This window comes from Haladaptatus sp. HS23 (assembly GCF_056892285.1).
Genome location: NZ_JBXGLH010000017.1, coordinates 1 through 14,203, shown reverse-complemented (window position 1 = coordinate 14,203; position 14,203 = coordinate 1). Strand labels below are relative to the sequence as shown.

Genomic DNA, 14,203 nt, shown 5'->3' with positions numbered 1-14,203 from the left:
TTAGAGGAACTCTGCCGCTTCGTCAATCACGTTCTTTCTCACATCATCGACCTGCTGTTCCTCCGTTTGTGTCGGCGACTCATTAGTAATGCTTGGCTCTGCGTTGGCTGTCACAGAATCTTCTTCGTCCACTATATCGTCGATGAGGTTCGGGAGGTGAATGTTCGACCCGCCTTCCTGATAGAGCATGATATCCATCGGTGTCTCTGTTTCCGGCGGCACCACGATCACGTCCCACTCGACGGTACTGAGATCACCATCCATCTCGTACTCGGGGATGACCGGCGGCTTGATGTTGTTCGTACCGCCGTCGGGGTACGCATTGGCGTCGGTAAAGATGTCCGCTGCCGACCTGAACCGAGCATGTACTTCCCCCTCTCCATCTCGAAGCTCGTATTTGCCGGTCTGCTCGTCATGCACCCAAACATTCTCGCGTCCGCCAGGGCGTGTCATCGTTTCGCTGTCAATCGTCAGCGTCTGCGTGCCCGTATAGAACCGACGCTCGTCCGTCACACCATGGTTGCTTCGGCAGCAGAACGGCTCGTGTGCGACCGTATCATACACCTTCTCCGCCACCTCCTCGCGGGCAAAGAAGAGGCATCGATTTCCGTCGTTGTGTGCCTGTGCCAGGTTCTTGACCGTCTGTGATGGTTGCGTACTGCCCGTCGTATGTTCGCTTTCGATGTAGGCGTCACTCGTCCCCGCCAGCCGATCCAAGAGGGCGTGATCCTCCTGGTAGCTGTTCACTTTATCCGCCACCGTCACTGGGTCGTCGTCCGGTGTAATTGCGAGGACGTCGTCCAGTCGTGCAAGACCGTCGGGCATGGATTGGCCGGTCTGCTCGGGTATCTCGAAGATGAATCCGAGTTGCGTCATTGGCACGTAGGCGTCAGCCATCGGTGCCCAATGCTCAGCCTTTCCATCGTTCTCCGAGTCACCGAGATTCAAAAAGCCGGTATCAAGCGGCTTCACTTCCATCTCGTCCTCGACCTCCCGATGATCGAGGTGTGTATCCGGCACTCGCTGCAAGACTTTGCGCCATGCTTTCCCGGCGTCGGTTACGTCGTCGCCGGGCAGATACCGGTTCAACCGCTCAACACATGCTGCTATTTGCACCCAGCCACCTGGATCACCCTGTCGAATACTCTCGTCGTAGACGGCTTTGAGCGTCTGATTGCGCAAATGCTCGTCTGTCCCAACCGGGAGGTCTGCCGGATCGTCCGCCGTTGTTCCCTCGTTCAATTCGCCATACGGTAGTTCGCGCTGAATTTCGGCGTCGGTAATCGGCGAACTTCCATACTGCTCTAGACTGCGATGAATCATGTCCTCGGCATCTGCTTCCGAGCGAAGCGGTGGATACGGCGCGAATGTGTGAATCTTGAGCGGGTCAGAGTACTGCATTCCGCCTTTGATGGGAATTCGCGTCCACACCTGGTAGTTCTCGGTCTCCATCAAATCCTCCTCGTTGTACCCCTTGAACAACTTCGCAACAGGACGAGCGTCCTCGTCGTTCGGTAGTCGGAAGATCACCGGATTGTTGCAGTTCGCTTTGACGGCGCTCAGCACGCCCGCTTCTTTGAGTTGTTCGGGGTACTGGCAGGCAATCGTCACCGACAGGCGCATCGACCGAGCCCGAGCGAGCATATTTTTGACATCGAGATTCTGGCTCGCAATGGCGTCGAACTCGTCGAAAATCGCGAAGAACGGCTCGTTCTCCCCGTCCTCGAACGACCGATTCTGGACGGCACTCCAGATCGGGCGCATCACGCCAAGGGTGATCATCTGCTTGACGTCCTGGTTCGACACCGGTGTACGAACAATCACGATTTTGTTCTCGTCAATGATTTTCTGGAAATCGATCGAGCTCTCACGTTGGGCAATAATCCGGCGAATCACACCATTCTCGACCCAATTTTTCACTCGCGACAGGAGTGGGCGAACGGCGTCGTCGTCCATCTCCGCGATCTCGTTCACGAATTCCTTGATATAGGGATCCTCGACCTCCTCGGCGAACTGTTCGCGACGCTCCTGATTTAGGAGGACGAAGTAGAAATCAATCACCGAGTAGTCTTTCTCCGATTTCATCATCGCCCGACCCATACTCTCGGTGATCGCACGCATGCGCGGCCCCCAGTAGTCGTCGTTGTCGAGAATCGCTTTCAGGTTCTCAAGTCGATCTTCGATTTCTCGCTCTTGTTCGACCTGGCTATCTGTCTCGGGGATCTCGAGGAAGTTGATGCCGACGTCTCGGTCGAAGTCTTCGTCACCGGGTTCAATCCAAATCACGTCCTCGAGGCGGTCCTCCGGGAGTAGCTGGAGGAGTTCTTTCGAGTCGCGTGCCTTGGGGTCGAAGTAGACGAAGCCATGACCAGCGTATGCGAGCTGCACCATCCAGTTCAACAATTCCGTCGTTTTCCCCGCACCCGTCGTTCCACACACCCAGTTATGCTGGAAGAGCGATCCAAATTCGATGGGAACTTCGCGGAAACCTTCCTGAGAACTGTCGTTATATCCCGTCCAGAGTGGGCCTTCGGGGCGCGTCCGTGAACCTTCGAGGAGGCGACGGACCTTCGGGCCTGCGACGACGCCATTCTCTTCCGTATGAGTGAGCACTTCAGCGCCGCCGATGCGGGCGTTCTTCGTCGGTGTTATTTGATACGGTTCGCCGGTCGGCGCTCGAAGCTCATCGGGAATCTCGTTGGTGTCCTGTTCGTCGGGAGCGGCTTCTACTGACTCGGTATCGGGGGTGTCGTCATCGCCGAATAGGTTGTTGAACATCGTATGTCACCAAAGCCCCGGCGCCGGGCTTGCACCGACGTGGTGGCGTGGACCATCCGGGAAGCGAGGGAGTGCCGTCGTTGTTACTCACTGCGCTGACTGTCGGCTGGAACCTCGCCGCCGCGTTGGGAGTAACGCCAGTCGATTTTCGGCGTCTCAATCTCCTTGTTCGGGATATGTGCAGCACCCGCGAGTTCGCTTACCGAGAGAATCATCTCTCGGTCTTCCCACTCACGGGCATGGAGTTTCTCAATGAACGCCCCTCGCTCGCTGGCAGGAATAGGCTCATCGGTGAAGCCCTGCTCGGTCATCGTGTTGTAGTAGCGGGTGAACATCCCCGCGACACCTCGTGCCCGTGATTCGGCTTCGTACTTATCGGGCGACGCGGCGAGAATCCGCAAATTCGTATGAAAACCATACTGTCCTCGCTGCATTTCGACGACGTCCGCCGCTTCGCGGTCTTTCTTACTCGCATCACGGGTACGGGGATTCAGCCACCCGACGACGCGATCCGATCGAAGCCCTTCGGCGACGTCGTCCACACTCTCATCTCGGGAAAGCAGCCCGCCATTCCCCTCGGTCCAATCGTTTTTCGCCGGGCGGAAGACGACTTGTACGACAACCCGCGTTTCCGGCGTTGAGAGCATCTCGCTCGTCACTTCGCCGTAGGGGTCGCGCTCGAAGCCGTCGCCCTGATGATTACGAATTGGATAGTAGTAGTGACGGTTCAAGTCGAGTTCAGCGCCAGCTATGTAGTCATCAGCATGGATCTGAGGGAATGCGTCGCCTCCCTCCACTCGGAACACCTGTGTGTTCGAATAGCTGTTCGCGACGCGTCGACGGAACTTGTTTGCGGCACTCTCGTCAGCAGCGTGCATGTAGAACTTCAGCTTCTCCTCGTCGAACCACAACTCGAAGGTGTGGTGCTGGCTGATGTTCGTGTCTCGGAACCCTTTCGTCCGCACGTCGTGGAGCGATTGGAGCATCGCTGCACCATCGACGATCCCCTGATTGTCTTTGTAGGGCCGAATGCCGAGCAACACACCCAGCGTTTCGTCCACGGTTTGGGTGTACGATTCACCGAGTTGCGTCGCAGTGTAACTCCCCCGCGTCTCGTCACTGCCGAACAGACCCATCAGAGCTCACCCCATTCGTCGGCGATATAGTCCTCAAAGGGCCCGTGCTCGCTGGCTTTGTAGCTGTAGACGATATCCTCGAACGGTGATGCTTTGACTTGAGCGTGCATCCACCCTTCGACGTCCGCATAATCGACGAGATAGTCGGTATAGCCGAGTCCCTGCTCACCACGCTTGGCGTGCTGAGTGATGAACTGCAGTTGTTCATCGTTCATCCCGAAACGCTCTTTTGCATCTTGCTCTTCCAGCTTGTCCGTGTAGAAGAACTCTGTCGTCGGAATCTGTCCGAGAATGGCGCGTTTGTACTCCTGCATATCCGTGTCGTCGGCGCTCGCGAAGTCCCCCGGTCGGTGCGAGAGAAACCACAGTCCGGCGTTGAAATGCCGCCAGTGACGCGCTGATTGTTGGAGCCACGCTAGAATCTCCTTCGATTGAAACAGATAGTGTGCCTCGTCGACGACAAAGAGCGTCTCACTGGGTGCCCGTTTGACCGCTTGATAGACCTGCCCGAGCATCAACTGGAGCATCGTCGCTTTGTCCGCCGCCGCACCAAGGCCCTGAATCTGCTGGAGGTCGAGATACGATACCTGGCCCGGACGGATTTGGGCTTCCGATTCCCCGACGAGGGTATCGTGTTCACCACCTTCTTTGAAGCCACTGAGCCGTCGGAGAAGCGGTCCAGCGTTCTCTTTGATTTGGGCCTTCTCGAGTTCGGAATCGACGTAGTCGCCCGGATTCTCGCCCATGTCGTTGACGATAGCCCGGAAGTTGGCCATCGTCGGACTGTTCTCCGGTTTGTGTGTCGAGACGTCGTCCTTCAGGATCCCCGTCTGTTCGTACGTAGCGTTCAACGCATCGGAGACGAGCGGAGCAAAGTCCCCATTCGTGTCACCGATCATGTCGAGAATGAAGTTGCGGGCTTCGGTGAATTTCATGTCATAGGGGTCAAGATTCCCCGACGCTCGAAGCACATCCTCCGGCGTCTCTTCGATGTGAAGTGGGTTGATCGTCTGCGACCCATCGACTGTGATATGCTGGCCGTTCATGAGTTCGACAAGCCCACCGAACTCGCCCATCGTATCGCAGAGAATCAGTGTACGGTCCTCACCGGCCAGGTACCAGCGCGTGGCTTGCTTGCCGACGTGGTACGATTTCCCGCTACCGGAACTTCCGATCGTGAGGCGGTGGCCCGGCGCAACCGAGAACTGGTTTTTAATAATCTCGCTCCCGTTCTGCACGTTCCGACCCTGCTCGACGCCGCCTTCTTGGTCGATGTACGTGGACACCGGCGGGAAAGCCGCCGCAATCGTCCCCGACAGAGTGAGTGAATAGCGTTCGCGTGTGGAGACATCGGCGAATTTATCCCGGCCGTTCGGCGAGCATGATTCGAACAGTTCGGCTTGTCGTTGCTCCGGCGCAAGTACCGTTAGATGAGCGGGAGCACTCTCGAGCGTACCGGTCACTTTCTCACACGCACTTTCGAGTGCGCGGTGTTTCGCGATATCCAGTGTGAGTTCGTCTTCACTCGCTAGCCCCTCCTCGATACGCTCCTCGGCTTCATCAAGTGCTTGCCGAGTACCAGCGCGAACCGTCACGTAGCCGCTCAAATCCCACGGCTGGGCCTGTGTGTGATGGAGCAGTTTGTACATTTTCACGTACGGATCGAGGTCGTCCTCAACGAGGATCGCGGAAACGTCGCTTACGTCCTTACGCTCGTCGATGTTCGCGTCGATCTCGCCGATTGTGTCTTTCAATTCGAGTTCCGTTGCCCGCTTGTCCCGCGCTCGCACGTCTAAGCAAACATCGACGTCCACGCCTCGCATGGTGTAGATCTCCTCAAGAAACTTCTCTCGAGGTTCGACCGGCCAATCAGCGATCCAGTAGGTTCGACAGTACTGCTGGCCGGTGCGAACGTAGCTATCGCGAGCGTCGAACGTTTGCGGGGCCAGGAGTTCCTGCACGCGATCGTGAGCCAGTCCGTTTGTCTCGTCTTCGTCGCTGGCGAGCGGGGCGAGCAAGCCTTCGCGGACCTGTGCGAGGAACGACGTCTCTTCGTTGGCCGTGTCGTCAGCATGAGTGCTCGCGACCGGTTGCGAGACGGTACCGCCGTCGGTCGTTGCCTCGACCGTTGCGACATCTGCTACTCCCGTCGATGGCGTGTCGGTCGCATCCACCGCTTCGGGGCGTGGACTGTCACCGTTCTCGGCACTATGTGGCCACACTGCTGCATCGACGTTCTTCGTCACACTATCTGAGTCGAAGGAGTGCTCCGTCCCGCTCCAGTACCGGCCCAAGAGGAGCGAATGTTCAGCTGGGCCGACTTGCGTCGTCTCACACCCGTCGGTACTTCCGAATGCACGGGAGAGCCTGGAAAGCCGGCTCTTCACTTCACGCTGCATCCGTCGGCGTTTGGCGTCCCACTGCTCGGTATCACCTCCGAATAGTAGCGAGCGAATTTCGCCTTCGCTGGTCATGTCCGATACCGCAACTTCATCCGGACGAACTTCTACGACGAGATAGTGCTGCCATTCCCGCGCATCGAACCGCGGAAAATCGGTGTTCTCGGTCCACTGAATCACACTTCGAAGGAGCTCTCGCGCTAGCTTCCACTCCTCGCCCGCGTACTCCGACGAGTAGAGTTTCGTCCGGTATTTTTCGGTGACATCGTGGGGGTTGATCTCCAGCGCCGTGCTGAACAGGCGGAAGTTGAAATCGCTCACGTGTTGATCAAGTTCGCCACGAATACGGCCAATCATCTCACGGGCGTCATTGGTCTCTTGCATCGTCGTATTTCGGCCAGAGATTCGCGCCATCGCGACGAGTCGCCCGTCGTCCATCTCGGCAGTGCCATCGGCGTGGATTCGTTTCACGCCGTGCACAGTCGCCGCTTCGTCACCTGACTTTGGGAACCCGCGTTTGGCCTTCGCATAGGCGAGCGGTGTTTTGATGCGGTCCAGTCCCGTTGAGTACTCGCCTGATGAGACGGCCAGTCCAATTCCACCGATCCCGCCAAGCACACCGACACCGGCACCCAGCAAGGAGGGACCGAGCGGGGCTCCGAATAGTGCAGCAAGACCGCTGGCACCGACCACCCCAGCCCCCGGGACCCCATAGAGCAGGTCGTTCACTTTGAGCCCGTGGTAGTCGAGCCCGGAATCGACGTGTGGCGGGACGAGTTGACTCGGGTCTTTCGGTGCGTCTTCGTTGTCTGTCATAGGTAAGTCCCGTTCCCAGCCTTGCACCGGGATGTCGGCGTGAACCGAAACGGGGGGTTAGTCGTATTGCTGCAGTATCTCACGGTCCTGATTCAGCTCATAGTCAGCGCGTTCTTGCTCTTCCCGCACGTCTTGAGCGTCGATACCGCCGTCTGCGTTCAACGCATTGTTCACCGATCGGTAGTTCACGGTATCCTCATTCGCTGCGGTCCCGGTGCTGAACGTCGAATTGTCCGATTGGTCCCAACTGGAACCGTCGTTGCCCTGGTAGTCTTGGTACTTCTCGTGCACCTCGTGCCCAACACGCTCACCGGCTTTGTCGACGTACTCACCTGCCTTGCGCTGATTCGCTGCTGAGGTGCCAAGGGCGATTGAGGCGGCGTCGTTCGCGTGGGCTAGCATCTCCTTCGGGAGAACGAGCAAGGCGAAGACGAGCCCGCCAATGACGAGAGTGAACGTCTCCAACACGCCGAGTGCGCCTGACGTCCAGGGCAAGTTGGCGAGCAATCGAAGGACGAGGGCCTGAAAGAGCTTCGTGACAATCACGACGCCAAAGAGATAGACGAAGGTGTCACCGATGCTCTTCAGGAAGCCCGAATACGCACGGCAGGCCCAGGAGAGCGGCCATAAGAACACGCACACATAGATGAGAGCTCGCTCGAGGCCAAGGATGAGAACCCCGATGGCAATTGTGCCTGACTGGAGAATACCAAGAATGGCACCAAGGCCAATTCCAACACCGAGTTTCGCGAGCTTTGAATTCGTTTGAATGAACTCAGCACCGTTGGGAGCAACCGATATCGCAGTTTCATTTGCGAGATGGAGCAAGAGGGGCGGGATGATCCAGGTCGTCGCAACCATAACGAGCGCGACCCCAACGCGCTTCCACGCCTGACGTTTCTCGTACGGATCCGACCGATAGAACGACATCCCGAATGCCGCCATCAGTACAACGCTCGCGAGGCCAGCCGTCCATGCCGAGGCTTTGTAGACGCCGGGCCACAGACCATTCTGAGGATTGACCCAGGTACTCGGCTTGTCCGGTTGGCCAGGAGCGGGCACTGCAGCGACGCTATCGCGAACCGTATTCGCGATGCCCTTCCCGACGCCAAGAAATATCCTAGCAATCGCTTTGAGTTGCCCCTTCGCCATGTCGACTGGGTTAATCGACGGGACGAGTCCACCACCAAGTCCACCGAGGACACCGTTGCTTGTCGAATTATTCGATGGTACCGTCGTCTGACCGTTGCCAGGACTACCGATCCAGTGGTTCTGGGACGTCGTCGAGTTGTTTGCACTGGCTGATTGTGCCGCGACTGGAGCAGCGAGCGACGCGACTAACATGACGAGAAGGAATGCCGAAAACCATCTGCTGCGTCTCTTCCAGATCATGATCAGAAAGGGAACTCGAGAAGCTCACATTATATTCGCGAAATTCACGCACGAGAGAGTGCTCACACCCGCCTTGTCGAGGACGACGGCGAACAGCGGGAAAAACCACGCACCGCAAAACGTGATTACTGCCCCACGGGCTGCATCGCGACCTTCTTTCTTCTTGTCTGACCGGGCGCTCCCCATTTTCAGCCAGGCCATTGCACCGCGGAATGCTGCGAGCAGAAACATTCCGATCGTGATCATCCCGAACGCGAGCGTAATGACGGGACCAAGCCCGGATGAGCACATCACGTCGCTTGCCTCTTGAGTGGCTTGTGCCGCCACTGGCACTGAGAACGCCGCGGTTGTGGCGACGATACCGACGCTATGACGAATAAATCGAGTGGGGATCGCTCCACATTTCTCAGCGACCACGCGCTTCAGTGCGTGATATTCCTGTGTCGAATCGTTCATCAATTGCTGGAATCGGTCAGAGATGGGTCTCTGGGCCGATTTCGGCTTTTGTTCATCCATTGTACTCACTTTCACATCTAGAGGGCTAGATAAATACCTTACGCACACACTGAGATGCCGTATACTATCGATTAGAGTCAGTGTGTCCGTAATCTATTTATGTCACACCCTAGGGCTGTACTACATGCTCCCACACAATTCCAATCGAACGATCACTCTCACCAATGTCGATAAAGAGATTCTTGAAATACTCCGAGGTGGGCGGGCAACGCAATCGTACATTGTCGACGAGACTGGCCGCTCGCGCCAATACGTCCACAATCGGCTCGGAATACTCACTGCTGCCGGGTATCTCGAGAATATCCATGCGAAAACAGCCTTGTACGAGTTAGTCGGTGATCCGCTCGCTAACGAGGAAAATGGAGGATGAAGTTATGCGCATCCCCCCACTCTCGATCGAAGCGCCGAACGAAACTGCACGAGAGACCCTCCGCCGACATTTCTCGATACTCATCGGCCTTCTGAAGGTCGTTCTCGTCGGTAGCATCATCCAGATCATCGTCCTCGGAACAACGGGCGTGGTCGCGATGTACGTGCTCGGCTTAGAGGGGGCGGCCGCTGGCTGGCTGGTGATTCTCTCATGGTTCATCGCCGCGTACTTCATCAAACTCTACGGACGGAGTATTTTCCCAGTGAATGCCGACCAATTCACCCGAATCTAAAAACCAGCTCTCTCACGCAATTTGCTCGCCATCGAGAAACACGTTCTTGAGTGTTGCTCCACCATTCCGAATGACTCGCGCTTTTGTCGCATCCCACCCAGGCGTGTTGATCACGAAGTCTTCGACAATTGCCTGACCAACACCATCGTCGACGACGAGCGCTGTCATTGGTGTATCCTTCATCGTCACCTCGACGTTTTTCACTACGGCTTTTTCGACAGCGTGCTGTATCGTGAGTGACCATCCCGTCGGCTTTGTCTGGACGATTTTCGAGTTTGAGACGGTACACGTGCCGTCGTCGATGCGAATCGGGCGCTGCTCGTAGTAGAACTCGTCTCCGAATGAGCGGTCAGTCACAACTACACAGTTGTGAATTCGTGAATTGTCGCCCCCGATGCGGATATTGGATGCTTGGCTGTTCGCCGCGACACAGTTCATCACGTCGACGGTCCCATCTCCTTCACCAGGATGTCCACCCTTGACATAGATCCCGTTGTCCGGCCAGCCACCGAACAGCGAGTTCTCGACGCGAAGATATCCCTGTGTCCTCGGATGCATCGTAATCCCAGAGGTTGCCCACGAACGGCCAGCGTACGGGCCACCGTCGTAGGTATCACGAGTGTTGATTGTCTTCTGGTAGGTGAGCCCTCCAAACCGGAAATCGACGTTGTTCACGCGGGCTCGCGCTTCTTCTGTGGCTGGATTCACCCGAAGCGGTCCTTGACATCCAAGAGAATGCATCCCGACTTGGCGAAGCGACCGAATTTCTGACCTCCCTGCAGTGTGGTGATTCAGTACCTGCATCCCCTGGTTCTTCCCGCGCCAATCGAGTGTGAACCCGCCGAACACGAATTTGCCTTGATGCGGATCGTCAGGAATCCCGATCTTGAAGTGTTGGGCAGGACCGTGGAACTCGCCTGCTGTCACGTCAAAACCTTTGATAGCATCCACTTTCCCGTGGACAAGCGTCGCGTTCTGGCCGATGATGCCGAGATTCTGAAGTCCGACGCGCCGAACCTGACTATTCAGCTTGTAGCGTCCCGGCGGGAAGTAGAGCAGTGTGTCACTCCCGATTTCGCGCTGGATTACGGGAGAGACGTCTTCCTCACCGGTCGGATCCGCACCGGCCTTCGCCATATTCACGACGTTACGGAACTCTCCACGCCACTGCTTGGGATCGATCGCTCGAAAGTGTCCGCTTGTCGCGTTCGTGCTGTTGTTCGTCGGCCCTGCTGGCGGGACACTCCCACCACTCCCGCCTGTGGGTAAGAGACAGCCAGCAAGCGCCGTCACTCCAGCACTTGCACCAGCAGCGGGAAACGTGCGTCTGCGTGTTGATACGGCACCGGAATCTTGCGTACTGCTCTTGTGGTCGTTCATATTGGCTCATCTCGTGAGGGACCAGCACCGGGCGTTTATACGAACCAGAGATCCGTTGTCTTGCTCTAAACCGTCTTGAACGTAGCTCATAACTAGAAAATAATACTAGATTGGGTGAGATAGTATTTATGGGGAATATAGAAAACCAATACAAAAGTTAAAAAAGGGACGCCGGTCACTCAAAACGGTAGCTGTAAAGCCCACATGGAAACTGATAGGGTGTAGAGTTAGTATTTTATACTAACCTAGAAGCGACCGATTGCAGGCTCGCACTCTTGATCTTCTCAATCACTGCTTCATCGTCGAGAGTACGATTATGACTCGTGCTGTGCATCCTTCGCACCACGAACGTTCTCCTCGACCGCCTCGATACCGGCCTCATGGAGTATATCGCCAACAATAACCGTATCAGCGACACTTGCCATCTCGTAGGCCGAGTCGTAGTCGTGAATCCCGCCCCCATAGAAGAGCTGCGCTGATGAGAGTACATCTCGTGCGGCAGCGACAACAGCTGGATCACCAAGCATGCCAGAATACTCGAGATAAACGATCTCCTGCCCGAGGATCTGTTCGGCAAGCTCAGCATAGGCGACGACGTCATCGATATCGAGGTCACAGTTTGCCTGCGTGTACGTGGCGACTGCCGACGCTGGATTGAGGACGATATAGGCTTCTGGATGCACGGATTCCCACTCCAGATTGGATGAACGAACCCATTCGTGGTGTGCTCCTGTGATCCACAGTGGGTCATCGGCATTCAGAACAATCGGCAGCAGGTACCCAGAGAGTGCCTCGGTATGAGACGACGACGGGCGATAGGTCGGCTCGACGAATATCGGGGTCGTAGTGGAAGCAAGTGCATCGAGAATTGACTGAACGCTGGGTTCAGTGACGTTCGTAGTGCCACCGATAATGATTGCATCCGTTCCTGTATCGACAATGCCAGCGTAGGTATCCCCCTTGTAGAGTGCTTTATCCGGGTCGACCTTCGTGACGTGCTCCCACTGTGCCCACGCAGCCGCCATAGCTCACCGTAGTGCCATCACACGGAAACCGCTTTCTCTCTGCCTACTCGAAACTACAGAATCGTACCATCGCCGCGAATCCTCGGTTTCGAACAAACCAATATCAAGTTACTATCGATTACATCTATATGGGAAAATTAATGTAATTATATATCACATATACGATCGATGGTTCGATCTCAGGCTAGACGAGCATTACTCAAGACGATCGGTGGTACAGCGACTGCAGCTGGTTTCGTCGGTACCGTGGGTGGACGACAACGGGACGAACACCGAAAGCAGGATCATGGGACACGCTACGCGACGTTTAACGTGATCGAATTAGAAACAGAGCAAGTCCAGGAGCAAGGTGATCCGCAGGCCAAAGCGGCCGCCCGAGTCATCCAAGAGGTCCAGCCAGATATCCTCGTCATCAATGAACTCACTAACAATCTCCAGCAGGGCAAATACACTGACAGAGCGAACATCGACGCCTTTGTGAAGAACTATCTCAGCATCCCGCAACGAGATGACCTCGAGGGCATCGATTACGAACATACGCTTCAGCCAAAGAGTAATACAGGCGCCCTTCCCGAACAGGACTTTGACTTCAATAAGGACGGAACCTTCGGCGAACGCCCAGGTGACGCGTTCGGATTCGGGGAATATCCGGGTCACTATGCATTCGCGATCGCAAGCAAGTATCCGATCGACGAATCAAACATTCGTTCCTTTCGGAGATTTAAGTGGGCGGATATGCCTGGAAATCTCATTCCGGTCGCGGGTGAAGAGTGCGTTGTTACAGACTCTGGGGATGACGAAACTGCGCTCTACCTAACGGAGGAGGAACTCAATGTCTATCGACTCTCCTCAAAGACCCACATTGATATTCCATTTGAGACCGAGGGAGGGACTGTCCATGGTCTGTTTGCACACCCGACGCCGCCTGGTTTCGACGGTAAGAACAACTTCAACGGGAAGTGGAATCACGACGAAGTCCGGTTCTTCGCAGATTACGTCGCTGGTGAAGACTACATATACGACGACAATGGCGTCCATGGTGGTCTCGATGATGACGCCTCTTACGTCCTGATGGGCGACATGAATGCGGGCCCGGGTCTGGGTCGAGACGAGCGTCCACTCCATCCTGCCCAGAAGTTCCTCCTCGACAACGACGGCTTTTACACTGATCAGCTCCCAAAGAGTCTGGGCGGTTCACAACGGGGCCTCCCCACCGCAACACGGTTCGGTGGTGATGTTGAGGGCGTTGTTGAACAGATCGATTACGTTCTTCCCTCTCCAGATCTTTCGCTTCGCGCTTCGTCGGTTGTCTGGCCGAGCAAGAATGCAACGAAGCGAAACCTCGGTGAAGACGTTACTACGGCCTCGGACCATCGGCTCGTCTGGGCTGACATCGAAACGACTCCCTGCCACTAAAGCGAGTTTGATTCGTCTACTCGTGACTTCGCTGTCAGCGTAGACCGTTGCATTTCGTCACCGACAGTAGCATACGACCTTGCTATTTCTCTCCTTGATTAGAGGCAGGTGTGCATATTTTTGTGACCTTCCTTCGAGGTGGGTGCACTGCCGCTTATAAAAACGGGCGGCAGTAAATTTATTTAAATAGACCTGAAGGATTGGTTGGGATTCATTCGTCTCACTGCCTCATGTTGCACTAAGCAGATGTGGGCACTCGATCCAGAGTGAAGGACCTTTGGTGGGAAACATCGGTTGCTACCGACAGAGCATAGAGTTCGACGACCAACCGGCGTCAATCTTCGTGGCCGTTCTGGCAACCATTCTCCTCACGATCGATCGTGCGCTCTTGGGTAGCAGATTAGTGGTCAGTTTACAGCAGTAGCTAAGACAGATGATCCTCATCATAGAAATTCCACGATGGGGAAGTCACCTGATGCCTAGTCGCACGAAAATGCCGTATTGCACGCCGATTGACTTCATGCGACGAATGCTCGCGTGTGCTTATTCGCCACTGACAGTCAACGCAGGTGAGGATCCGTTCATTTGTCATACGCTCAGATCCAAGCTATAGTAGACATTAGAAGTAGTTGCTCACTGTTGGAAGAGATAGCTGGTCGAGAGCGGTATCAATCGCCGTGGTT

At 55.9% G+C, this 14,203-nt stretch carries 10 protein-coding genes; 3 read left to right on the top strand and 7 right to left on the bottom strand.

All coding sequences use genetic code 11. The annotated features are described in order from the left end of the window. The 5 genes from AC1XDK_RS26610 to AC1XDK_RS26590 form a co-directional block, all read right to left on the bottom strand. A complete protein-coding gene (locus AC1XDK_RS26610; protein WP_483353038.1) occupies positions 1 to 2,778 on the bottom strand; it encodes a type IV secretory system conjugative DNA transfer family protein in 2,778 nt (925 codons plus the stop codon). An 83-nt stretch (positions 2,779 to 2,861) separates the two neighbouring features. Beyond that, positions 2,862 to 3,914: a DUF8128 domain-containing protein gene (locus AC1XDK_RS26605; RefSeq protein WP_483353037.1), complete on the bottom strand. Its 1,053-nt coding sequence runs from the start codon at positions 3,912 to 3,914 to the stop codon at positions 2,862 to 2,864. Further along, positions 3,914 to 7,129 (bottom strand): VirB4 family type IV secretion system protein, encoded by a 3,216-nt coding sequence (locus AC1XDK_RS26600; protein WP_483353036.1) that lies wholly within the window; start codon positions 7,127 to 7,129, stop codon positions 3,914 to 3,916. The genes AC1XDK_RS26605 and AC1XDK_RS26600 overlap by 1 nt, the downstream gene beginning before the upstream one ends. Positions 7,130 to 7,186: 57 nt before the next feature. Beyond that, the gene (locus AC1XDK_RS26595; protein WP_483353035.1) at positions 7,187 to 8,521 is read right to left on the bottom strand and encodes a TrbL/VirB6 family protein; all 1,335 of its coding nucleotides are present in this window, start codon (positions 8,519 to 8,521) and stop codon (positions 7,187 to 7,189) included. A 24-nt stretch (positions 8,522 to 8,545) separates the two neighbouring features. Then, positions 8,546 to 9,037: a hypothetical protein gene (locus AC1XDK_RS26590; RefSeq protein ID WP_483353102.1), complete on the bottom strand. Its 492-nt coding sequence runs from the start codon at positions 9,035 to 9,037 to the stop codon at positions 8,546 to 8,548. Between AC1XDK_RS26590 and AC1XDK_RS26585 the strand changes: the two genes are divergently transcribed. Both AC1XDK_RS26585 and AC1XDK_RS26580 read left to right on the top strand, forming a co-directional pair. Beyond that, complete coding sequence (locus AC1XDK_RS26585; protein WP_483353034.1) at positions 9,000 to 9,407, top strand: helix-turn-helix transcriptional regulator; 408 nt, start codon at positions 9,000 to 9,002, stop codon at positions 9,405 to 9,407. The two genes, AC1XDK_RS26590 and AC1XDK_RS26585, sit on opposite strands and share 38 nt — an antisense overlap. Before the next feature lie 4 nt (positions 9,408 to 9,411). Beyond that, a complete protein-coding gene (locus tag AC1XDK_RS26580) occupies positions 9,412 to 9,699 on the top strand; it encodes a hypothetical protein (RefSeq protein ID WP_483353033.1) in 288 nt (95 codons plus the stop codon). A 12-nt stretch (positions 9,700 to 9,711) separates the two neighbouring features. On the opposite strand, the gene AC1XDK_RS26575 is transcribed toward AC1XDK_RS26580, so the two are convergent. Both AC1XDK_RS26575 and AC1XDK_RS26570 read right to left on the bottom strand, forming a co-directional pair. Beyond that, complete coding sequence (locus tag AC1XDK_RS26575; protein ID WP_483353032.1) at positions 9,712 to 11,079, bottom strand: hypothetical protein; 1,368 nt, start codon at positions 11,077 to 11,079, stop codon at positions 9,712 to 9,714. Between the two features lie 314 nt (positions 11,080 to 11,393). Next, positions 11,394 to 12,104 carry a phosphoglycerol geranylgeranyltransferase gene (locus AC1XDK_RS26570; protein ID WP_483353031.1) on the bottom strand — a complete coding sequence of 237 codons (711 nt, stop codon included), beginning with the start codon at positions 12,102 to 12,104 and terminating at the stop codon, positions 11,394 to 11,396. Between the two features lie 312 nt (positions 12,105 to 12,416). On the opposite strand from AC1XDK_RS26570, the gene AC1XDK_RS26565 reads away from it, so the two are divergent. Continuing rightward, on the top strand, positions 12,417 to 13,520 hold the full coding sequence (locus tag AC1XDK_RS26565) for an endonuclease/exonuclease/phosphatase family protein (RefSeq protein ID WP_483353030.1): 1,104 nt from the start codon (positions 12,417 to 12,419) through the stop codon (positions 13,518 to 13,520). The last annotated feature ends 683 nt before the right edge of the window (positions 13,521 to 14,203 follow it).